This window comes from Nocardia jejuensis NBRC 103114 (assembly GCF_001613145.1).
In the GTDB taxonomy this organism is placed as follows: Bacteria; Actinomycetota; Actinomycetes; order Mycobacteriales; family Mycobacteriaceae; genus Nocardia; species Nocardia jejuensis.
The window spans coordinates 116,820-138,716 of sequence record NZ_BDBU01000037.1 but is presented as its reverse complement, the minus strand read 5'-3'; the positions used below and the strand labels follow the sequence as shown (position 1 = coordinate 138,716).

The window sequence follows — 21,897 nt, the reverse complement described above, 5'->3', positions numbered from 1 at the left end:
TTGCTGAGATGTGTCCGGCTTCACGGCCGGTGCGAGGACCCGGGGTGGGAGCCCTGAGTTGCGCTCACGCCACTTCGGGCACGATGATTCACGTTGTTGGCAAGCTGTCAGTAAGTTTGGACGAGGAGGTCCGCATGGCGAACGATGCCGCCCCGCCGCTGAGCGAGGTCATGAACGGCGCGCTGGAATTCACCATTCCGATCGCGCACAAGATGGGTGTCCAGGCGACCGAGGTGCGGCCCGGCTACGCGGCCACCAAGGTGCCGGTCGAGGGCAACGGCAACCACTTCGGCGCCATGTACGCGGGCGTGCTGTTCACCGTCGCGGAGATTCTCGGTGGCGCGATCGCCATCTCCAGCTTCGACGGTGCGAAGTACTTCCCGCTGGTGAAGGATCTGCAGATCTTCTTCCGCCGTCCGGCGACCACCGATGTGACCGCCGAGGCCTCGCTCTCGGACGAGGAGATCGCGCGGATCACCGAGGAAGCCGATGCCAAGGGCAAGGCCGATTTCACCCTGAAGGCCGTCGTCACCGACGCCAACGGCGTGGTCGTGGCCGAGACCCAGGGTCTGTACCAGCTGCGCACGCACGGTAAGTAGAGAATCCACGAGCGCGGCGGCCGGCCGGGATCCGGGCGGCCGCTCGCACGCATCGAGCCGCGCACCCACCCGGTGCGCGGCTCGATCGATGCCGACGGGCTCTCAGGCGATCAGGATCCAGCCCGTGCACCCGGTGCCCGCGCTGCCCGGCCATTCCGAACCCGAAACGGTGAACGGGATGGCGCTCGGGCCGGGGATGCCGAGATCCACCTTCGTGGTCACCGCGGCGTAGGTGTCGGGCAGCGCTATGCGATTGCCCTGCATATCGATCTTGGCGTCATCGGTGAAGTTGTCGGAGGTGTTGATCTCCAACGTGGTGGGGACGCCGGACCGGGCGGTCAGTGTGGTCTTGGCGCACTTGCCCTTCGAGTAATCCAGCACGATCTTCTGCGGAGCCGGATCGGCGATGGCGGGAGCGGGCGCGGCGATCACTCCGGACACGCCGAGCGCGGCGACGGCCAGGGTGACGCGGCGAGCGGTGGTGGTAGTCACGCCGACGATCATGCCGTGCCCGGCCCGCCCCGATCGGAGGCGCGCGGGAGACATCGTCCGAGGTCTGCGCGTTATCGCCGCGAACTCGAAGGCGGGAGATCAGGGCGGAGCTTCGGGTCAGGAGATGCGCAGGGGGAGGGTTCGGTGGCGGCGGACGAAGATGCTCGGGACCCAGCTCGGGGGTGCCTCGTCCACGAGTTCGATGCGGTCGGTGCGCTCGAGCAGGATGGTGAGCGCGGCGGTGGCCTCCAGTTTCGCCAGCGCGGAGCCCACGCAGAAGTGCACGCCGCGGCCGAACGCGAGATTGTTCGCGCCGCTGCGACGGTCCAGGTCCAGGGTGTCGGGCGCGTCGAACTTCGCGGGGTCGCGGTTGGCCGCGCCCCACAGCAGCAGGACGTGACTGCCCGCGGGGAGGCGGGTTTCGCCGAGTGTGGTGTCGCGGGTGACGTGGCGGTGATGGCCCCGGAAGGGAGATTCGAGCCGCAGCGCCTCGTCCAGCAGCGGGCCGATGAGGGCGGGCTCGCGACGGATCTCGCTCTGCAGGTCGGGATCGGCGGCGAGCAGACGGGCCGAGTTGGCGATGAGCCCGGCGGTGGATTCGCCACCGGCGCCGACCAATTGGATCAGGATCAGCACCGCGACGTCATCGGTGAGCTGGTCCGACGCGCAGGCGCGCGCCAGCACCCCGAGCAGATCGTCCCCCGGATCGCGCAGGGCCGCCTGGAATTTCGTATGTAGATAGCCCGCCAGCTCGGCCGCCGCGGTGACCGAGCGGCCGAACTGATCGGCGGCCACGACTCCGCCCAGCATCTCGGTGCTGTCGTACGCCCACGAAAGCAGCTGGGGGACATCATCTCGCGGCAGCCCGATGATGTCCGCGACCAGGGCCAGTGGCAGCAGGTCGGCCATATCGGCCGCCCAGTCGATGCGATCGTCGCGCACGCCCCGCAGCCAGAGCCGGTCCACCGACTCCCCGACGGTGGTGGCCAGCTCGCGAATCCGCTTGGCCAGCAGCGGCTGTACCAGTTTGCGATGCGCCAGGTGAGCCGGATCATCGGCGGTGGCCAGCACATGCACGGCTCGACCTCCGCCGTCCAGGTCGAAGGTCGAGTGCGGTCCGCTCGGCTGTTGCAACAGCACCCCGGTGAGATGGGAGGAGAAGTCGGCGGGACGACTCACCGCCTCGGTCACCAGATCCCACGGCGTCACCAGGTAGAAGTCGGTGCCGGGAACGCGATACACGGGAGCCCGCTCCCGCAGCAGGCGGTACAGCGGATACGGGTCGTCGAGGTGAACGGGGTCGAAGATGTCGATCGCGTCCGGTGTCATCAGCGGCATGGGTTCTCCGAAGGCAGAGGTGTTCGAGGCGGGGCTGTCTCGCTGACGCACACGGTTTCTCGGGGTGAATCGAGTGTCAAGCAGCGTCTCGGGATGAGACAGCAGGCGGGAGTGCGGCATGCGACGAGGTCGGAATATCCGCATTCACACTGTTCACGGCGCTGACGCAATGAGACATCGGGGCCAATTTGTCTTGGCTCGAGACTGTCCAGAGACTGCCTCGATCGACCGGTGTCGACGTGCCCCGGCACCTCGACGCGGTGAATCGCAATCCGGCGGCGCGTCTGAGACGCACGGCTACCATCGAACTGCGTTCGTGAAACACATTGCTGGCCAGGAGGCTCGGGTGATCGTGCGGAAGCGGGAGTGGGCGGGGCGGTGGACGCGCGGGGTGGTTCCGGTCGCGGTGATGCTGCTGGCGGTACTGGCGGGCGGTGCGCCGAACGGGCGGGCGACGCCGGCGGATGCGCCCGATCTGGTCGCGGTGGACTCGGGGCAACTGCACGGCACGGTCCGGGCGGATCATCGGTTGTTCGCGGGAATCCCCTATGCCGCAGCGCCTGTCGGTGAGCGCAGGTGGCGGCCGCCTGAGCCCGTCGCGGCCTGGCCCGGGGTGCGCGAGGCCTCGGGCGCGGGGTCGAAATGCGCGCAGGGGATCGGTGTCGGCGGGCTGCGTTCCACGCAGGAGGACTGCCTGTATCTCAATGTCTGGACGCCGCGCACGGTGCCCGCCGACGGCCGCGCGCTGCCGGTGATGGTCTGGCTGCACGGCGGAGGTCTCACCACGGGTGACGGAAGTACCTATGGTGCAGCGCCTTTGGTGTCTCGGAACGATGCTGGCGTCATCGTGGTGACCGTCAACTACCGGCTGGGGGCGCTGGGCTTCCTGGCGGCGAGCGCCCTGGACGAGGGAGCGGGCTCCGGGGACTACGGCCTGATGGATCAGCTGGCCGCGCTGCGCTGGGTGCAGCGCAATATCGGGGCGTTCGGGGGTGATCCGGGGCGGGTCACCGTGGCCGGTGAATCGGCGGGGGCGATCTCGATCTGCGCACTGCTGGCCACCACGGAAGCCACCGGGCTGTTCCAGGCCGCCGTCATGCAGAGCGGTCCGTGCAGTGCGGTGCCGATGTCCGTCGCCCGGGCGAACGGGGACGACTGGGCCGCGCAGGTCGGTTGCGGCGGAACGGATGCCGCGGCGTGTCTGCGAGCGCTGCCGGCCGCGACCCTGGTCGACCGGGCTCCGAAACAGACGAAGGTGGTGTACGGCAACGACCTGCTGGCGCGCGATCCCCGCGATGCCCTCAAAGCCGGTGCCCTGCTGAACGTTCCGGTCTTCGTCGGCTCGAATCACGACGAGATGGCGTTCTGGGCATGGCTGTCGTACGGCATCCCGCTCGGCCCCCGGCTGGAGGCCGCCGACTACCGGACCGCCCTGACCGCCGCGCTGGACGGGCTCGATACCGGGCAGATCGACCAGGTGGCGCAGCGTTATCCGGTGTCGGAATTCGCCCAGCCCGCCGTGGCGCTGACCCGCGCCTGGACCGATCGGGTGGTGTGCGCCCTGCACGACCAGATCCGCGACCTGAGCCGCCGAAACCCCACGTACGTCTATGAATTCGACGATCGGGCCGCACTCGCGCCACCCAGCAGCTTCCCGATGGGCGCGTATCACGGCGGCGAACTGCCGTCCCTTTTCGATCTGGCGAACGCCGGATTCCTGCTGCAGGGGGTCATGAGCGCGGATCAGCGCCGCCTCGCCGATGAGATGCGGCGCTACTGGACGCGCTTCGTGATCGGCGGCGCCCCCGATCCGGCCGGACTCGAGGCCGCGCCGCGCTACGACGCGGACGCCCCGGCGCTGCTGAGGTTCCGCCAGGTGGACAGTGAGGTGTCCGGCGATTTCGCCTCGGATCATCGCTGCGACTTCTGGCAGGACCTCCCGTTGCTGCCCTAGTTCGATTCGCGAGATCCGATTTGCCAGAACCGATTTGACCGACTTGGCCGAGTTGTCCGGTGCCTTCGCGGACCGCTTCCGAAAGCCCGGCCATTCGGCGTCGATTCGTCTGGTCCGGGCATCGCGGCCGGTATCTTTGAAGTGTGATGCTCGGTAAGGGGGAACCGCAGGCTCGGCCGGTCTCGGCGCGTGCGGAGATGGCCGTGCGACTGCGCGCGGCCCTGTTCGACGCGCACGACGAAGCGGTCCGGGTGGCAACGGAGGCGGCCGACGGCGGCCTGCCCATGAACCGGGATCTGGTCGAGTTGCTCGGCCTGCAACGCCGCATCACCGTCATCGCCGATCAGCTCGATCGCGGCCACGCCGGCCTGCTGACATCGGCGAGTGGGCAGGCACAGCGCAGGGATAGGGAAGGACGATCGATGAGTGTCACCTTGGCCAAGGGCGGCAATGTCTCACTGTCGAAACAGGCACCGAATCTGACAAAGGTGGCGGTCGCACTCGGGTGGGACGTACGGGCCACCACCGGAGCCGATTTCGACCTGGACGCCAGCGCGATGGCGTGCGGCTCGAATCAGCGGGTGCTCTCGGATCAGCACTTCGTGTTCTACAACAATCTGCGCTCACCCGAGGGCACCATCGAGCACACCGGCGACAATCTCACCGGTGAGGGCGAGGGCGACGACGAGGTGATCAATGTCGACCTGGCCGCTATGCCGCCGACGATCACCAATATCTTCTTCCCGGTCTCCATCTACGAGGCCGAGGCGCGGCGGCAGGCGTTCGGGCAGGTCCGCAATGCCTATATCCGGGTGGTGGATCAGGCCACCGGCTCGGAGCTGACCCGCTTCGATCTCACCGAGGACGCCTCCACCGAGACCGCCATGGTCTTCGGCGAGCTGTACCGGCACGGCAACGAATGGAAGTTCCGCGCCATCGGGCAGGGCTACGCCTCGGGCCTCGCGGGTATCGCCAGGGACTACGGGGTCAACGTCTGAGGCGAAATCGGTAGCGGGCTGGGCCTTTTGGCGATCCGGCGATCGCCGGAGGACCGGCCCTGCACCCGGTGCATCGCCCAGGGCATGAGAGCGGCTGCCGCCCACCGGAATTCACCGGCGATCACGCTCACCGGATCGCGGTTCGGCAGCGGCGGGGTCAGCGGCCGTGTCCAGGAATCGTCGCTGCCGGGCAGGCGCAGCGCCTCCGCGACGGCCTCGGCGATGCGCTGATGCCCGAGCGGGCTGGCGTGCAGACGGTCGAAGGCCCACATGCGCGGATCGGACACCACCGGGTGATGCCCGGTCTCGGCGATGATCACCCCGTACCGCCGGGCGGCCTCGCGGATCCGGTCGTTCATCGCGGCGAGCCGCCCGCGCACCAGTCGGGCCAGCGGAATATTGCGCGCGACGTCCGGGAAGGTCAGCGTCGCCACCACCGCGCCCTGGGCGGTGAGCGCCGCGAACATGGCGGCCACATCGGCGGCCACCTCGTCGGCGTCGAAGCGCGGGCGCAGCAGATCGTTCATGCCCGCGACCACGGTGACCAGATCCGGGCGCAGAGCGAGCGCGACGTCGAGCTGCGTGGTGCGGATCTGGCGCGCCAGTTTCCCGCGCACCGCGAGATTGGCGTACTGCAACTCGGGGTTGGTGTGCGCCACCTTCTCCGCGAGCCGATCCGCCCAGCCGCGCAGCCCGGTGGCGTCGTTGCCGTCCCCGACGCCCTCGGTCTGGCTGTCGCCCAGCGCCACATAGCGCGTGTACCGGCCATCGCCCATGCGATATCGCCCCTTCGCCGAACTACGACTGCGAAATACGACTGGACCATTCCCGAGGAACGCGGTCGCGGCGGATCGGTGGACAGCGGGTAAACCTTTGCGGCTACTCCGCAGCGGCCGCGTCCAGGTAGGCCACGGCGTCGGCCTGGATCTGCTCGAAGCGCTCGCCCATGGCGGCGGCCAGAGCGTTCGCGGCCGAGAGCGGGCGCACCATGACCGTGAATTCGTCGATCTTGCCCTCGTCGTCGAAGTGCAGGAAATCGCAGCCGTTGACGAATTTGCCGTCGACCGTGGCCTCGAAGATCAGCGCGTGATCACGGCCGCCGTCCGCACCGATCTCGCGCACGTAGCGGAAATCCTGGAACACCTGGATCACCGTGCGCAGGATGGCCGCGGTGATGGCCTTGCCCGGATACGGCTTGAAGGCGACCGGACTGGTGAACACGACATCGTCGGCCAGCAGCGCCTGGATGGCGACATCGTCGCGGGCCTCGACGGCAGCGCGGAACGGATGCATATCCCACCTCTGATACTCAACTAGTTGCATATGGACCCCTCGAACCTATCCCCAGCGATACGAGCTTGTCCAGAGTGCTCCGAGGCGTGCGGCCGCGGGTACGGAGATGGGTTCGACGCCGCTCAGGAAGGCAGCCCGGCGTCGCGGTAGGCGGAGTTCGTGCCGAGGCCGACGAGCACGGTGTCGGTCGCGTGGCGCAGCAGATCCCGCCGACCCGTCGAGAGCAGTCCGATGGTGGTGGCCAGCAGGATCTGTGCGGCATCGGCCGGGCGCTCGATGTCCGCGCCGGTGAGGACATCGGTGAGCAGTCCGTGCAGATCGCCGGTGAAGCTGCGGCAGATATCGCCGCAGAGCCGCGCCTGCTCGTCGAGAATCTCCGCGGCGTGCGGGGATTCGCCGAACGGTCCCGCGGCCAGCTCGAACTTGGCGTCGAGGATTCCGAATACGCGATCCGCGAGCGGGTCGTCGGTCTCGGCGGCCGCGCGGGCCTGTGACAGCGCCCGGTCGTGCAGCCGCTCGGCGAGCCGCCGCACGGCATCGTCCTTGTTGCGCACGTACTGGTAGACCGCGGACCGGGAAACGCCTGTCTCGGAAGCGATATCGTCCATGGTGGTGCGCCGCGCCCCGTAGCGCAGCAGGCAGCGCAGGGTGGCGTCGAGCACGTCCGCGGTCCGGTCCGTGGCCATGCCGATCAGAGCGCTTCGAGCAGCTCCGCGGCGAGCGGGGCGGACGATGCGGGATTCTGACCGGTGAACAGGTTGCGGTCCACCTCGACGTGCGGAGCCCAGGGCTCACCCTCGCGGAAGTCGGTGCCGAGCGCGGTGACCCGGTCCTGCAGCAGCCACTTGGCCTTGTCGGCCCAGCCCGCCTGCCTCTCTTCGGCATTGGTGAATCCGGTGAGGCGATATCCGGCGAAGGGGGAATTGCCCTCGGCATCGGCGGTGGCCAGGAGTGCGGCCGGGGCATGGCACACCACGCCCAGCGGCTTGCCCGAGGCCAGCGCCGCGTTCAGCAGTCGACCGGAGTCGGCGCTGACCGCCAGATCCTCCATCGGGCCGTGGCCACCCGGATAGTAGACGGCGTCGTACTCGTCGAGCTTCACGTCCTCGAGCCGGATCGGCGTGCTCAATTCGCTTGCCTTGCGGAGGGTTTCGGCGACCTTCTCCGCACCCTCCGGCCCGCCGTTGGCATCGGGCGCGAGGCTGCCCCGATCGACCGTCGGCGTCACCCCGCCGGGCGTGGCCACCACGATCTCGTGACCGGCCGCGGTGAACGCGTCGTAGGGGGCCGCGAACTCCTCGGCCCAGTACCCGGTCGGGTGTGTGCTTCCATCGGCCAGCGTCCAATGATCGGCGCCGGTCATCACGAACAGGATCTTCGCCATTCGAATACTCCCTGCTTCGGTGGTCTGATTTCTCGACGTACTGACTTTCTCGACGTACTGACGTTTTCCATACGGAATGTCAGTTCGTCGTGAGACTCACGCTAGGCACTCATGCATCAGATGACCAATAGACTCGCCTATATGAGACATAGGCAGGCCGATGGATCCATGGATTTGTCGCAGCTGCGGACCTTCCTGGCCGTGTACCGGGCGGGATCCATCACCGCCGCGGCGGCCCAGGTCGGTCTGTCCCAGCCCACGGTCACCACTCAGTTGCAGGCGCTCGAGCGGCACCTCGGGCATCCGCTGTTCGAGCGGCTGCCCCGCGGCGTGACGCCCACCCCGGCCGCGCACGATCTCGCCTCGCGGGTGGCGGTTCCGCTGGACTCTCTGGCATCGGTCATCGGGGACCCCGACCCCGGCCGGGCTCCGGCGCCCGAGCCACCGGTGCTGCTGGGCGGACCTGCCGAGATGCTGGCGGCCCTGGTGCTCCCGTCCCTGGCTCCGCTGCTGGCCGATGGTGTAAGGCTCACCGTCACAACGGGACTGGCGGACGACCTGCTCGCCGATCTGCGGGTGGGCAAGCTGGATCTGGTCATCTCGACCATTCGCCCCCGGGGCCGGGCGGTGCTGTCCGAACCGCTGGCCGACGAGGAGTTCATCCTCGTGGCGGCTCCGGAGGTCGCGGCCCGGATCGATCCGAATACCCTGCGAAACAACGACTTCCAGGGAATCCCGCTGCTGTCCTACGCGGCCGATCTGCCGATCGTGCGGCGCTACTGGCGGCACGTGTTCGACACCCGGCTGGAAGCGGAACCCGCCCTGGTGATTCCCGATCTGCGGGCACTGCTCTCCGCGGCGACGGCGGGTGCGGGTCTGACGGTGCTGCCGCGCTATCTCTGCGAACGGGAATTGGCGGTGGGCGGATTGGTGACCCTGCTCGATCCGCAGGACTCGCCGATCAATACGGTCTTCCTCGCCAGGCGCGTCGGTGGTCAGGCGCGTCCGCACGTGGACCGGATACGGGCCCGCCTGGTGCAGGTGGCCGAGGTCTGGCGCGACTGCGCGGACTGACCGCACTGCTGCCCGGCGGCGTGGGTCGGCCCGGGAAAGACCCGGCGGAACCGAGCGGCAGTGCGGTCATCCCTCGTGCGGATCGCTCGACGATCCGAGACTTGGTCCTGGCGCTGAGACTGGGACCCAGCCCTGAGACTCGGACCTAGCCGATATTGGCGGACAGGTCGGGGAGCATGCGGTTGGCCTCGTCCTGCCAGGTGTTCCAGGCGTGGATGCCGAAGGCGGGGAAGGACCACGCGGCATTGCCGCCGCCCAGGGTGGCCATGCGGGCCTGGAAGGCTCGCGTGTTCACCAGCGCCAGTGCCTCGAGGGCCATGCCGTTCACGGTGCCGAAGTTGGGTCCGTCGTTGGCGGTGGGGCGACCGCTGGCGGCGGCGATGTAGAGCCGGGTGTTGTTGGCCACCAGGTTCGGTGCGAAGACGAAGGGGTCCATGTGCAGCCACTGCGGACCCCACGGCGGAGCCATGGAATCGACGTTGTAGCCGCCGGCGTCGATCATGCCGATGCGGATGGCCTCACGCATGCCGGGAGCGGAGTTGTTCAGGTAACCGGAGAAGGATCCGGCGAAGCTGAACTGGTCGGGGTGATAGGCGGCCAGGGTCAGGGCCGCGCTGCCGCCGGTGGAGAGTCCGAAGACGCCGTTGCGATTCGGGTTGAAGCCCAGCCGGTCTCGCAGCGCCCCGCGCAGATCGCGGTTCAGGAAGGTCTCCCACTCGTACCGGTAGCTCTTGCCGGGCCCGCCGGACAGCGTGTCGGTCGCACCGGAACCGGTATTGCCCGAACCGGTGCCTGGCGGGATGCCGAAGAACGAACTCGGGGCGTTCCAGTCCGCGTAGAAGCTGGACTGGCCGCCGACCGGCATCACGACATTGATGTTCCAACTCGCCAGGGTCTCGGCGACATTGGTCTCGATCTCCCAGCCGTTGAGGTCTTCGCGGGCACGCATGCCGTCGAGCACGTACACGACGCGATTGGTGTTGCCGTCCGCGGCGCGCAGCACGCGCGTCTTGATCGGACCCATGGCGGGGGAGTCGACCCAGAAGTCGAAGGCGGCCGGGTTGAACGCCGCCGAAGCCGTTGCCGCACTCCCGGAAATCGCCGTGACCAGCGATGCGATCATGGCGAGGGTGACTCCCAGGACCGTGCGCCGCAACGCCTTCGCGGATGCTGCCGGCGGTGAATCCGACTGTCTTCGGGTCGATCGCATAGTGTGCCGATCCTTTCGCTCGAGCGGTGACGAGACCGCAGGGTCGTCCGGAACCGGTCCCCGCACCGGGCAATACGTGCATGGGCGCGGCAGCGACCCGAAGTCGTTGTCGCGCTAGCTCGAAGTACCTATCGCCCGATGGGCCGAAGATGTTGCTATTCGATAGCCGTGAGTATGTGTGATCGCGACCACTCGATGTGACTGGGCGCATAACACCAGGTAGGTTGGCGTGGTCCGGAGTTGGGCCGGACAACGGGAAAGGCCCGGTCCCCAGGGACCGGGCCTTCGCGTATGTCCTTACTTCGTGTCGCCGAGCAGACCGAATTCGGTCAGCAGCTCACCGATCTCGGTGGAGTCGAGCTTGCCCACGATCTTGCGACGCAACAGCTCCGGTCCCGGAATGCGCACCGGATCGCCGTCGCGCAATCGGCTCATCGCGGCGAGCAGCTTGCGGATGTCATAGGTCGAGTTGAAGACCTCCGGCACGCCGCGCTCGATGCCGAGCAGCTGATACGCCGCCTCCATCCCGGTGCGCACCGAGTACTCGGTGGTGAAGATGCAGTCCCGGCTGGTCTCGGCGAACTGGCCGATGAAGGCGAAATTGACCGAGCCCTTCGGCACCACGTCCGGACGGTCGCCGGCCTTGCGCGGCATGAAGAACGCGGTCACGTACGGCATCATGACCGGCACGCACTTGGCGGCCTCGGCGGCCAGCTCCGGAATGTCGGCTACCGGCACGCCCAGGTGGTACAGCCACTCCTGGGTGATCTCCTCGCCCGTGCACTCCTGCATTGTCTTGTTCACGTAGTCGCCCGGCTTGTCCACGAACAGCGAGTACACCCACACCACGATCTGGTCCTTCGGCTGCTGCTTGAAATGCGGCTGACGATTGACCGTCCAGCTCAGCAGCCAGCTCGAATCCTTCGCGGTCACGATGCCGCCGGTGACGACCTTCCCGCTGAACGGGTCCCGCTTGCAGACCTTCTGGATGTAGTCCGGGATGCGCTGATCGAGCGTGGTGACGGTCGCGGACTCCCATTTGGTCTCCGGAATGTGACCGCCGAAGACGTCGGGATGCCCGAAAGCCTTGTCCTTGGCGGCGATTCGACGCCACAGATCCCAGGCCGGAGCCGGGCCCTCGTTCAACTTCGCCGGGGTGTGCTGATCGCCCTCGTCGGAATTCTCGGTCAGCGAGCCGATGGTCATCAGCAGCAGATCATCGGGTCCCAGATCCACGCCGCCGGTCTCGCCCTCGGATTCCCAGTGGATCCTGGTGGCCTGCTTGCGATCCCCGCTCAGATCGAAGTCGACGTCGGTGACCGTGGTGTCGAATCGGAACGTCACGCCCTGATCCAGCAGCCACTTGTACAGCGGCAGCACCAGCGATTCGTACTGGTTGTACTTGGTGAACTTGAGCGCCGAGAAGTCCGGCAGCCCGCCGATGTGGTGGATGAACCGGTGCAGGTACAGCTTCATCTCCAGCGCGCTGTGCCAGTCCTCGAAGGCGAACATGGTGCGCCAGTACATCCAGAAGTTGCTCTCGAAGAAGTCCTTCGAGAACACCTCGTTGATCCGCTTGCCCTCCATCTCCCCGCGGGTGGCCAGGAAGATGCGGGTGATGTCCTTCTGCGCCTTGTCGTTCAGCGTGAAGAGGTTCTTGGTCTGGGCGCTCTGGCCCTGCCGCACCGTCGCGCGCTCCAGCGAGAAATTCGGGTCGTCCTTGTTGAGCCAGTAGAATTCGTCCAGCACGCTGCCCTCGACCTCGTCCGAGGGAATGGTGCGGAACAGATCCCACAGACATTCGAAATGGTTTTCCATTTCGCGGCCACCGCGAATCACGAAGCCCTTCTTCGGCTCCTTGATGCCGTCCAGCGCACCGCCGGGGATCTTCAACTCCTCCAGCACGGTGATCTTGCTGCCGGGCAGTTGTCCGTCGCGGATCAGGAATGCCGCGCCGGAGAGCGAGGCCAGTCCCGCACCGACGAACCAGGCCGACTTCCCGTCCACCCCTTCGGGTTTGCGTGGACGAGCGAAGGCCTCGTAGTTGCCGCTGCTGTAGTACATAAGTCTCCTGTCCCTGAGATCGGCTGGAAGTGCTCGTGACTGTCCTGCTGCCGGATGCGGGTCCGGTCTAGGCGGGGTACTTGTAGAAGCCCTCCCCGCTGGCGATGCCGAGCTTGCCCTTGTCGATGTAGTTGGTCTTCAACCACTCGGCGAGCTTGGGGCCGTTCGGATCCTCGCTGTTGACGAGGATGTTGTAGGGCGTGGTCAGTCCGATGATGTCGAGAATCTGGAACGGGCCCATGGGTGCGCCGGTGGCGATCCGCCAGGTCTTGTCCACGGCGTCGGGCTCGGCGTACCCGCCCGCGCTCAATGCCATTCCCGCGTTCAGCAGCGGCACCAGCAGCGAGTTCAGAACGTATCCGGCCTTCTCCCGGTGGATCTCGATCGGCACCATGCCGATGGCGGAGGCGAAATCGACCACGGCCTGGTACACCTTCGGGTCGGTGTCCGGCGTGCCCATCACCTCGGCGGTGTTGAACTGCCAGACGCGATTGGCGAAGTGCAGTGCCAGGAATCGATCCGGGCGGCCGGTGAAGTCCTTCATCGCGCTCGGCAGCAGCGTGGAGGAATTGGTGGCGAAGATGGTGCGCTCGGGTGCGGCCTTGCCGATCTTCTCGTAGGTGTCCTGCTTGATCGAGAGCACCTCCGGCACGGCCTCGATGACCAGGTCCGCGTCCGAGACCGCTTGTGCCAGATCCGAACTCAGTGTGATGCTCGCCCCGGCCCGTTCGGCCTTGCCGTCCCCGGCGCCCTCGACCTCCTTGCGATAGGTCTGCGCGAGCCCGTCGAAGCGGGTGCGGGCGGCCTCGAGTGCGTCGTCGCTGATGTCGTACGCGGTGACGTCGAACCCACGGAAGGCGCTCTGGAACGCGATCTGCGATCCGAGCACCCCGGTGCCGAGCACTGTCACCTTGCGAATATCGATGGTCATGGTTGTTTCCTCTCCGATGATGTGAAGAATCCGGCGATGATCTGGGCGATCTGGCCGCGCAGGTCGGCGAAGGCGTCGTGGCCGGGATGCGCGCCGGTCACCGGCCGTACCAACGCCAGATGCAATGCCGCGAACACACTGCGTCCGGCGAGTCTGGCCTGCTCGCGGGCCGCCTCGGACTCTCCCGCGGCAGCGCTCAGCCGTTCGGCGATCGCGGCCTCCAGTTGCGCCACGAGGGCAAGTCCTTCGGACCGGTAGCGATCCTCCGGCGAGCCGAACAGCAGTTCCCGCTGGTAGGCCACGGTGTTCTCGACCTGTCGATCGGCGGATTCGAGGACCGGCCGGATCAGTGCGATCACCGCCTCCACCGGATCGGTCCGGGTCCGTGCGGCCAGTGCGCCGCGCTCCAGAGCGGCCCGGAAATCCTCGTTGTAGATCATGAGCAGCAGCTCGCCCTTGGAGGCCGCGTAGCGGAACAGGGTCCCGGCCGCGATCTGCGCGCGATCGGAGATCTGCTGCGTGGTCACACTCTCGAAACCGTGTTCGGCAAACAGTGAAGAGGCCGCGTCGAAGATCCTGGCCTGCTTATCGTTCATCTTGGTGATACGGCGTCCGACATGGGGAGATCCTGACGGCGTTGTCATCGAACACCTCCGAATCGGACCGATAAATGAGTGGACTCATTAACGAGCGTACGCTCAGCTACTCAAATGGCAAGTCCGGATCTCTCGGCGGGCGGCACCGGAAACGACCGAGCGCCCGGAAGGTCCGGGCGCTCGGTCGTGTGTGTTCTCGGGTCAGTTGGTACCGATGGTGACATCGAATCGCACGGCGCCGTCGCTGACCTCGTCCACGGTCACGGTGGCCGGGATGTCGCTGCCGCTGTCGTGCACGGTGCAGCTCACCGACGCCCCGTAGCGCGCCGGCAACTCGTCCGGGCAGCTCACGACCGCGGACCTGCGCCCGGTGTCGTCGGTGTACTCGTCGGCGACCTTGGTCTCGAGTCGTGAGGTCGAGACCGCGTTGTCGTTGTCGTCGTAGTCGTAGGTGTCGCGCTGGAAGAAGCTGGACACGATGCCCAGCACCAGCATGACGATCAGCAGAATGCGCCCGCCCTGGGACATCCACAGCGGCCGGGTCGCGGAGTAGCGCACCGGTTCTGCCTGCGGCGCACCGTATTCGGTGGCCCGCACCGCGCCCGGCTCGACCGTCGGCAGCGCCATCGGATCGCCGAAGATACCCGAGAGGTAGGTGGGGGTCAGCATGTACACGTATGCGCCCGTGCGCATCTCGGCACGAAGCACCGCCGCGCTCGCGTCGAACGCGGCCTGCGGCATGCGCCCGGTGATCAGGACGATCAGCCACAGGACGAAGGACACCACCGCCCAGCCGGAGCTGAGCCAGCCCGTCAGCACGATGATCGGGAACGCCAGGATCAGGCGGAACAGCACCGCGAGCCGGTTCAGTTCCGTCGGCGCGGGGAACAGCATGCGGATCGGGTAGTCGGCCGCGATATTCAGGGTGAACGGGGGATAGTCGTCCACCAGCATCATGGTGTAGCCGTGGACCCGCGCAGCCCAGGCGAGGTACGAGCGCAGGTAGTCCCCGCACCACTGGGGCAGGCGGCCGGTGAAGAGCGCGCCGAACCAGCCGCAGACCACGACCACGAACGCGGCGATGCTCAGCGCCCACAGCACGATCAGATGCGGGATGACCAGCAGCAGGCGCAGCAGGATGGTCCAGCGCGTGTGCTGTTGCGGCGGAAAGACATCCAATTCCACGGTCGGATTCACGACCGGAACCTGGGCGGGATATTCGGCGGGATATGCCATTGCTGTCCACTCGCTTCTCGTTCGGGCCATTGTCGTGCGGTGGCCACGGGAATTGCTTGCGTGCAGTCGAATGTAACTCCCGATCCACCGCCCGATCGGGAATTGATCAGCGTGTTTCCGCTTCGAGCGGGAGTTCGTACATGACGTGGCGGCCGCAGATTTCGAAACCGGCCAATGGCAGTGCGGCGCGAATCGTATCGTCCTCGAATTCGAAGACCGTCAATTCGATTGCATTCGGATAGTTTTCGCGTAATCGGGTGACGAGCGCGGCCAGCAGGGCGGCGACCACGCGCGGATCGCCGCCGTCGTGGCTGATCGCCTCGCCCGCATTGATGTAGGCGCTGCGGTCCAGCAGGTACGCGCGGACCGAACCGTTCGCGGTCTCCAGCTCGACCTCCGCCGACTCCTCGTTCGGATCGCGCACCCGCACCAGCTCCACATCGGGCAGGTCCTCGGGTCGCGTCCACGTCGCGGGCTCCACCCGCCAGTCCCGGGCGTGCTCCCGGATCGGCTGCGCCGACAGTTCCACCGCGGCACGGCCGTCCGGTGCGGTGTCGGTCCCGTCGAACAGCACCACCCGGAATCCGGCCGCGGCGAGGTGTTCGACCGCGAGCCGGTACATCCCGGTGGTGGCGGCGAATTCCTCCGCGGTGATCGGCGAGTCGTCGTAATAGCCGGACAGGATGCGCCGGACCTCGCGCGGCACGTACGCGCCGTGCATGGAGGCGACTCCGCCGTTGCCCTCTTCGTCGTAGACCTCGGTGATGCCGACCAGCACCCCGTTGCGCCGCGCCGCGACCGTACCGATGACGTGCGCCTGATCGTCGTCCTCGAAGCAGGAGTCCGGAATCATCGAGTCGATGGCCGCGAAGGCTTCGTCCCAGAGGCTTTCCGCGGAGTCCGGGCCGTTGTCCCACTCGAAGTCGAGGTCGGATGGCATGTCGGAAACTATAGCCCTCGGGACCGCGTGACCTGGGGATTTGCCGCTTCGAGCGGTAGCGTGACGGGAACGGAATATCGAGAGACGGTCGCCTGTTCAAGTGGTTGACATATCCACCAAGTAGTTCGTAGAGCCGAGGAGACCACCGTGCAGTTCGGAATCTTCACCGTCGGAGACGTGACCACCGACCCGACCACCGGTCGTACGCCCAGCGAAGCCGAGCGCATCGCGGCCATGGTCGCCATCGGCGAGAAGGCCGAGGAGGTCGGGCTGGACGTGTTCGCGACCGGCGAGCACCACAACCCGCCCTTCGTCCCGTCCTCGCCGACCACCCTGCTCGGCTACCTCGCGGCGCGCACCGAGCACCTGATCCTGTCCACCGCGACCACCCTGATCACCACCAACGATCCGGTGAAGATCGCCGAGGACTTCGCCATGCTGCAGCATCTGGCCGGTGGGCGCGTGGATCTGATGATGGGCCGCGGCAATACCGGACCGGTATATCCGTGGTTCGGCAAGGACATTCGCGACGGCATTCCGCTCGCGGTGGAGAACTATCACCTGCTGCGCACGCTGTGGCGTGAGCGGGTGGTCGACTGGGAGGGCAAGTTCCGCACTCCGCTGCAGGGCTTCACCGCCACGCCCGCGCCGCTGGACGGCACCCCGCCGTTCGTGTGGCACGGCTCGATCCGCTCGCCCGAAATCGCCGAGCAGGCCGCCTATTACGGTGACGGCTTCTTCCACAACAACATCTTCTGGAACAAGGAGCACACCGAGCAGATGGTGCGCCTGTACCGGCAGCGCTATGAGCACTACGGTCACGGCGCGGCCGATCAGGCCATCGTCGGACTGGGTGGTCAGGTCTTCATGGCCGAGACCGAGGCCGAGGCGAAGAAGCGGTTCCGGCCGTACTTCGACAACGCGCCGGTCTACGGGCACGGCCCCTCGCTCGAGGATTTCACCGAGCTGACCCCGCTGACCGTGGGCACGCCCGAACAGGTCATCGAGCGGACCCTGGGCTTCGCCGACACCGTGGGGGACTACCAGCGCCAGCTGTTCCTGATGGACCACGCCGGTCTGCCGCTGCAGACGGTGCTGGAGCAGATCGAGATCCTGGGCCGCGAGGTGGTTCCGGTGCTGCGCAAGGAGTTCGAGCTGCGCCGCCCCGATCACGTGCCGAGCGATCCGCCCACCCACACCAGCCTGGTCGCCGCCGGGCCGGACTCGCCGCACCATCTGGTCGAGCCCGCTCGCGCCCGCGTCCTGGCCGCGAACGGAGGTGACGAGCAATGAGCCGCAAGGTGGTAGTGCTCTCGGCCGGGCTCTCGCAGCCGTCCTCGACGCGACTGCTCGCCGATCAGCTCGCCGCCGCGGTCTCGGCCGCGGTCGGCGGGCGCGGGGAGAGCGTCGAGTTCGAGGTGATCGAACTTCGGGAGCTGGCAACGGATCTCGCCACGACCATGACCACCGGCGGGCTGCCCACGCCCGCCGTGGCCGCGGCGCGGGAGCAGGTCTCGGCCGCGGACGGCCTGATCGCCGTGACCCCGGTCTTCACCGCGAGCTACAGCGGTCTGTTCAAGATGTTCATCGACATCCTGGACACCGACGCGCTCAACGACATGCCGGTGCTGATCGCCGCCACGGCGGGCACCGAACGGCATTCGCTGGTGCTCGATCACGCCATGCGCCCACTGTTCAGCTATCTGCGCGCGGTGGTGGTGCCGACCGGAGTCTTCGCCGCCACAGCGGATTTCGGCTCCACGGGCCTGACCGAGCGCATCCGGCGCGCGGCCTCGGAGCTGGCCGCCCTGGTCGTCGCCGAGCCCGTCGCGGTCCAGGGATTCGCACAGGATCCGCACACGCCACGCCGCACCTCCGGCAATGCACTGCGCGCGGTAACCCCCTTCAGTCAGCTGCTGGCGGGTCATTCCGGTAGCGGACCGGTGATCTGAGCCGACCGCCACGGCGCAACCTGTTGGCGGACAAAGTAATTCGGTAGCAGGCACCCTCGATACGATCGGGGGGTCCGTCGTTCCGGTAGTGCGCGTCGAGCTCAGCCGTTCGCTGATTTCGGGGCGGCGCGCAGGTGGGCGCGCTCGCCCTGCTTGCCGAACAGGCTCAGGATCTCGACCGACTCGTTGCCGGCGGGGCCGAACCAGTGCGGGACGCGGGTGTCGAATTCGGCTGCCTCGCCGGGGGACAGGACCACGTCGTGTTCACCCAGCACCAGACGCAGTCGGCCGCTGAGGATGTACATCCACTCGTAGCCCTCGTGGGTCTTCGGATCCGGTTCCTGGCGCACGCCGGCGGGCAGCACCATCTTGTAGGCCTGGATGCCACCGGGTCGGCGGGTCAGGGGGATGGTGGTGATCCCGTTGTGGATGAAGGGCCGCATATGAATTCGCGGATCGCCGGTGGGTGGCGAGTCGACGAGTTCGTCGAGGGTGACCCGGTAGGCCTTCGCGAGCGGTAGCAGCAGTTCGAGAGTCGGACGGCGGGCGCCCGATTCCAGGCGGGACAGCGTGCTCACCGAGATGCCGGTCTCGGTCGACAGATCCGCGAGCGTGGTGTCGCGCTGCTTGCGCAGGGCGCGTAGCCGGGGGCCGACCGCGTCCAGTGCTTTCTCGAAGTCACCGTCCATACCTGCGAGTTTGCCATAACGGCAAAGTTGTTTGCCACTTCGTCGGGTGTCCCGGCAAGGTGGTCGGCAAGGAGGTGGTCACGGTGACCGATCAGCTGAGGGACGAATACGACGTGGTGGTGGTCGGCGGCGGCGCGGCCGGATTGAGCGGTGCGCTCACGCTCGGGCGGGCCCGGCGCTCCGTCGCGGTGATCGACGCGGGAGCCCCGCGCAACGCACCCGCCGAGGGTGTGCACGGACTGCTGGGGCGGGAGGGCATCGCGCCGGCCGACCTGGTCGAGCAGGGGCGCGGCGAGGTGCGCCGGTACGGCGGTCACGTGGTGGACGCGACGGTCACCTCGGCCGTGCGCGTGGGCGACGGGTTCGAGGTGACGCTCGCGGACGGACGCACGGTCCGGGCTCGTCGGCTGCTGGTGACGACCGGCCTGGTCGATCAGCTGCCGGACATCCCCGGACTGCGCGAGCGCTGGGGACGAGATCTGGTGCACTGCCCGTACTGCCACGGCTGGGAGGTCCGTGATCGGGCCATCGGCGTGCTCGGCACCGGGCCCATGTCACTGCACCAGGTCGGGCTGTTCCGGCAGTGGAGTGCCGACCTCACCTACTTCGTCCACACCGGTCCGATGCCCTCTGCCGAGCAGGCCGAGGAACTCGCCGCGCGTGGAATCCGCGTGGTGACAGGCGAAGTGGTGGCCGTGGAGACCACCGCCGACCGGATCAGCGGGGTCCGGCTGCGCGACGGCGCCGTGGTCGCGCGCGAGGTGCTGGTGGCCGGGGCTCGCATGGTCGCGCGTGCCGGATTCCTCACCGAGCTGGGTCTGTCCGTGGTGGAGCATGTTTCGGGTATGGGCGAGCACATCGCGGCCGATCCGACCGGGCGCACCGAGGTTCCGGGGGTCTGGGTCGCGGGCAATGTCACCGACCTGACCGCACAGGTGGGAGCCGCCGCGGCGGCCGCGGTGGTCGCGGCCGCCCAGATCAATGCCGAACTGATCGCCGAGGAGACCCGCGCGGCGGTCGAGGAGTATCGCAACAGCGCTCGGCCGGAAGCTGTTCCGGTGAGCTGAGCGGGCCTACCGTCAGGGCCGCTCCGTCATTCGGGCGGCCCTACAGGAACCGCCCGAGCTGCGGAACCGCCTCGCCCGGATGTTTGGCCTGGAATCCGTCGCCCATGGCCTGAAGTTTCCAGGTGCCGTCGGCGCGGAACATCTTGGCCATCACGATGCCGGTGAAGGGCATGCCGCCCGCCAGCGAGTACCGGGCGAGTTCGGCGGCGGTGGTCTCGTCGATCAGGCGGCAGTAGGCATTGCTGACCTGCTCGAAGGTCTGTCCCTGGTAGGAGGTCACGATGAACAGCAGCGTGGAGACCCGCGCCGGAATCCGGTTCAGGTCGACCAGGATCACCTCGTCGTCGCCCTCGCCCTCACCGGTGAGATTGTCGCCCTGATGCCGGATCGACCCGTCCTTGGAGGTCAGCTGGCCGTAATAGGCGACATCGACGAGGTTCCCGCTGTCGAACATCGCCACCCAGGCATCGAGATCGATGTTCACCGTGCGGCTTCCGAACAGACCGCCGCGCTTGGCCGGATCCCAGCCCAGACCCATTCGGATACGGGTCAGCGCGACACCGCCCTCCTTGCGGAGGGTGACCTTCTGGCCCTTGGCCAGACTCACGGGGCGGCCCTTGGCCAGTGAGACCTCTCCGCTGGGCGGGGTGGCCGGGAACGGCTGGGTCGGCGGTGGCGGCTGCTGCGGTTGCGGGGCGGGGGACTGGTAGGGCGGGGGCTGATTCGGAGGGGGTTGACTCGGCGGATAAGACTGTGCCGGAGCGGAATACGGCGCGGGTGGCGGATAGGACTGTGCCGGTTGGGGATACGACTGCGTCGGCGGCGGGTACGACTGCGCGGGCGGTGGATAGGCGGGGGCCGGTGCGGGTGGCGGAGGCGGGTAGGACCGCCCGGCCGCCGGAAACGGCTGTGTGGGTGGGGGATACGCCTGAGCGGGCGGTGGCTGATGCGCCCGGGCGGACGGTGGCTGATGCGCCGCGTTCGGCGTCGGCGTATCCCCGACGCTCACCCCGTGATCGGTCACCAGCGCCGCGAAACCGCCCGCGTAGCCCTGCCCGACCGCGCGGACCTTCCACGCGCCGCCGCGGCGGTACAGTTCCACCGCGATCACGATGGATTCGGTGCTGAGCCCGTCGATTCGGTACTCGTACAGCGCATTACCGTTCGCGTCGGCGACCAGCGCGGTGGGCGGTGCGATGCGCCCGAAGGTGGCGCCCGCGCCGTCGAGGGTGATGACCGCGCGGATCTGGGAGATATCCGCCGGCACCTGGCCGAGCGAGATCGCCAGTGCGCCGGGGGCCCCGCCGGAACCCCCGCGCAATTGCACGCCGGGACCACTGGGCTGGTTGTAGAACACGAAGTCCGAATCGGTGCGGACCCGCCCCTGATCGGTCACCAGCAACGCCGAGAGATCGGCCGCGGCCCCGACCTGGGTGGAGATCACCACATCGGCAGCGGACAGGGGCCCGTTCTGCCCCTTCACGAGTGTCGTAGCCAAGAGTCTGTCCTTCGTGCGTCGAGTCTCCCGTCAACTCTAGGAGAATCGGGCGCACATGCCGACCGAACCCGGCCCACGTGGCTGCCCCGGCACCACGATGGCCCGCCCGGACGGAACTAGGCCGCGGCCCGGGCGGGCCTGTCGGGTGAACTTTCAGCGACCTCGACTACCGGTGAATTTGTTCACCAGGAACAGCAGAATCACCGCACCGGCGAGGCAGGTGAAGAAACTGAACCAGAGTCCGGCGTCCCTGACATTCACGCCGAAGAGCTTGAGCAGGAATCCGCCCAGCAGGCCACCGACAATGCCGACCACGATATTGAGCACGATGCCCTGCTGCTCATCGGTGTTCATGAACTTGCTGGCCAGCCAGCCGGCGATACCGCCGATGACGATCCAGCCGATAATTCCGAGACCGAGCATGATGTCCTCCAGCCACTCGAATAGGGCATTTCGACATTTGAAATCCAATGTAGCAACTATTCGGACAACTCATGATGAAAGCGTCGGCGGTTCCGATATCCAAGATGTCCGATTCTGGAGGCTGATTCGTCATTCGGCGGCACCTGGGCGTTCAGTCCG

General features: G+C 67.5%; 22 protein-coding genes. 7 read left to right on the top strand and 15 right to left on the bottom strand.

What is annotated here, in order from left to right; all coding sequences use genetic code 11:
* Nucleotides 1-134 precede the first annotated feature (134 nt).
* Nucleotides 135-599 (top strand): PaaI family thioesterase, encoded by a 465-nt coding sequence (locus tag NJ1_RS27640; RefSeq protein ID WP_067699645.1) that lies wholly within the window; start codon nt 135-137, stop codon nt 597-599.
* Nucleotides 600-701: 102 nt separating this feature from the next.
* Here the strand turns inward: NJ1_RS27640 and NJ1_RS27635 are convergent, their stop codons facing one another.
* A complete protein-coding gene (locus NJ1_RS27635; RefSeq protein WP_157574248.1) occupies nt 702-1,091 on the bottom strand; it encodes a hypothetical protein in 390 nt (129 codons plus the stop codon).
* A 117-nt stretch (nt 1,092-1,208) separates the two neighbouring features.
* Nucleotides 1,209-2,420, bottom strand: a complete 1,212-nt coding sequence (locus NJ1_RS27630; RefSeq protein WP_067699643.1) for a cytochrome P450 — start codon at nt 2,418-2,420, stop codon at nt 1,209-1,211.
* Between the two features lie 355 nt (nt 2,421-2,775).
* On the opposite strand from NJ1_RS27630, the gene NJ1_RS27625 reads away from it, so the two are divergent.
* A complete protein-coding gene (locus NJ1_RS27625; protein WP_084478914.1) occupies nt 2,776-4,383 on the top strand; it encodes a carboxylesterase/lipase family protein in 1,608 nt (535 codons plus the stop codon).
* A gap of 422 nt (nt 4,384-4,805) precedes the next feature.
* Nucleotides 4,806-5,381 (top strand): TerD family protein, encoded by a 576-nt coding sequence (locus NJ1_RS27620; protein WP_067699641.1) that lies wholly within the window; start codon nt 4,806-4,808, stop codon nt 5,379-5,381.
* On the opposite strand, the gene NJ1_RS27615 is transcribed toward NJ1_RS27620, so the two are convergent.
* The 4 genes from NJ1_RS27615 to NJ1_RS27600 form a co-directional block, all read right to left on the bottom strand.
* Entirely contained in the window at nt 5,363-6,157 is a 795-nt protein-coding gene (locus NJ1_RS27615) for an SGNH/GDSL hydrolase family protein (protein ID WP_067699579.1), read from the bottom strand. The genes NJ1_RS27620 and NJ1_RS27615 overlap by 19 nt on opposite strands.
* A gap of 103 nt (nt 6,158-6,260) precedes the next feature.
* Nucleotides 6,261-6,674: a nuclear transport factor 2 family protein gene (locus NJ1_RS27610; protein ID WP_067699577.1), complete on the bottom strand. Its 414-nt coding sequence runs from the start codon at nt 6,672-6,674 to the stop codon at nt 6,261-6,263.
* Between the two features lie 122 nt (nt 6,675-6,796).
* Nucleotides 6,797-7,360: a TetR/AcrR family transcriptional regulator gene (locus NJ1_RS27605; RefSeq protein ID WP_067699576.1), complete on the bottom strand. Its 564-nt coding sequence runs from the start codon at nt 7,358-7,360 to the stop codon at nt 6,797-6,799.
* 5 nt (nt 7,361-7,365) lie between these two features.
* A complete protein-coding gene (locus NJ1_RS27600; protein WP_067699575.1) occupies nt 7,366-8,058 on the bottom strand; it encodes a type 1 glutamine amidotransferase domain-containing protein in 693 nt (230 codons plus the stop codon).
* Between the two features lie 141 nt (nt 8,059-8,199).
* Between NJ1_RS27600 and NJ1_RS27595 the strand changes: the two genes are divergently transcribed.
* On the top strand, nt 8,200-9,132 hold the full coding sequence (locus tag NJ1_RS27595; RefSeq protein ID WP_067699640.1) for a LysR family transcriptional regulator: 933 nt from the start codon (nt 8,200-8,202) through the stop codon (nt 9,130-9,132).
* A gap of 145 nt (nt 9,133-9,277) precedes the next feature.
* Here the strand turns inward: NJ1_RS27595 and NJ1_RS27590 are convergent, their stop codons facing one another.
* From NJ1_RS27590 to NJ1_RS27565, 6 genes are all read right to left on the bottom strand, one after another.
* On the bottom strand, nt 9,278-10,342 hold the full coding sequence (locus NJ1_RS27590) for an alpha/beta hydrolase (protein ID WP_067699574.1): 1,065 nt from the start codon (nt 10,340-10,342) through the stop codon (nt 9,278-9,280).
* A 297-nt stretch (nt 10,343-10,639) separates the two neighbouring features.
* On the bottom strand, nt 10,640-12,406 hold the full coding sequence (locus NJ1_RS27585) for an oleate hydratase (RefSeq protein ID WP_067699572.1): 1,767 nt from the start codon (nt 12,404-12,406) through the stop codon (nt 10,640-10,642).
* Between the two features lie 67 nt (nt 12,407-12,473).
* Complete coding sequence (locus NJ1_RS27580) at nt 12,474-13,337, bottom strand: 3-hydroxyacyl-CoA dehydrogenase (protein ID WP_067699570.1); 864 nt, start codon at nt 13,335-13,337, stop codon at nt 12,474-12,476.
* Nucleotides 13,334-13,933: a TetR/AcrR family transcriptional regulator gene (locus NJ1_RS27575; RefSeq protein WP_067699568.1), complete on the bottom strand. Its 600-nt coding sequence runs from the start codon at nt 13,931-13,933 to the stop codon at nt 13,334-13,336. Before NJ1_RS27575 ends, NJ1_RS27580 begins: the two co-directional genes overlap by 4 nt.
* Before the next feature lie 201 nt (nt 13,934-14,134).
* On the bottom strand, nt 14,135-15,169 hold the full coding sequence (locus NJ1_RS27570; RefSeq protein WP_067699566.1) for a DUF4389 domain-containing protein: 1,035 nt from the start codon (nt 15,167-15,169) through the stop codon (nt 14,135-14,137).
* A gap of 106 nt (nt 15,170-15,275) precedes the next feature.
* The gene (locus NJ1_RS27565) at nt 15,276-16,109 is read right to left on the bottom strand and encodes a hypothetical protein (RefSeq protein ID WP_067699564.1); all 834 of its coding nucleotides are present in this window, start codon (nt 16,107-16,109) and stop codon (nt 15,276-15,278) included.
* Between the two features lie 147 nt (nt 16,110-16,256).
* On the opposite strand from NJ1_RS27565, the gene NJ1_RS27560 reads away from it, so the two are divergent.
* The gene (locus NJ1_RS27560) at nt 16,257-17,402 is read left to right on the top strand and encodes an LLM class flavin-dependent oxidoreductase (RefSeq protein ID WP_067699562.1); all 1,146 of its coding nucleotides are present in this window, start codon (nt 16,257-16,259) and stop codon (nt 17,400-17,402) included.
* Nucleotides 17,399-18,061 (top strand): FMN reductase, encoded by a 663-nt coding sequence (locus NJ1_RS27555; protein ID WP_067699560.1) that lies wholly within the window; start codon nt 17,399-17,401, stop codon nt 18,059-18,061. The genes NJ1_RS27560 and NJ1_RS27555 overlap by 4 nt, the downstream gene beginning before the upstream one ends.
* Before the next feature lie 101 nt (nt 18,062-18,162).
* On the opposite strand, the gene NJ1_RS27550 is transcribed toward NJ1_RS27555, so the two are convergent.
* Nucleotides 18,163-18,750, bottom strand: coding sequence for a helix-turn-helix domain-containing protein (locus tag NJ1_RS27550; RefSeq protein WP_067699558.1), 588 nt, complete (start codon nt 18,748-18,750; stop codon nt 18,163-18,165).
* 83 nt (nt 18,751-18,833) lie between these two features.
* Here NJ1_RS27550 and NJ1_RS27545 point away from each other — a divergent pair, with 83 nt between their 5' ends.
* Complete coding sequence (locus tag NJ1_RS27545) at nt 18,834-19,817, top strand: NAD(P)/FAD-dependent oxidoreductase (protein ID WP_067699634.1); 984 nt, start codon at nt 18,834-18,836, stop codon at nt 19,815-19,817.
* Between the two features lie 40 nt (nt 19,818-19,857).
* Here NJ1_RS27545 and NJ1_RS27540 read toward each other — a convergent pair whose 3' ends face one another.
* A complete protein-coding gene (locus NJ1_RS27540; RefSeq protein WP_067699556.1) occupies nt 19,858-21,315 on the bottom strand; it encodes a TerD family protein in 1,458 nt (485 codons plus the stop codon).
* Nucleotides 21,316-21,468: 153 nt separating this feature from the next.
* Nucleotides 21,469-21,738, bottom strand: coding sequence for a GlsB/YeaQ/YmgE family stress response membrane protein (locus NJ1_RS27535; RefSeq protein WP_067699632.1), 270 nt, complete (start codon nt 21,736-21,738; stop codon nt 21,469-21,471).
* Nucleotides 21,739-21,897 lie beyond the last annotated feature (159 nt).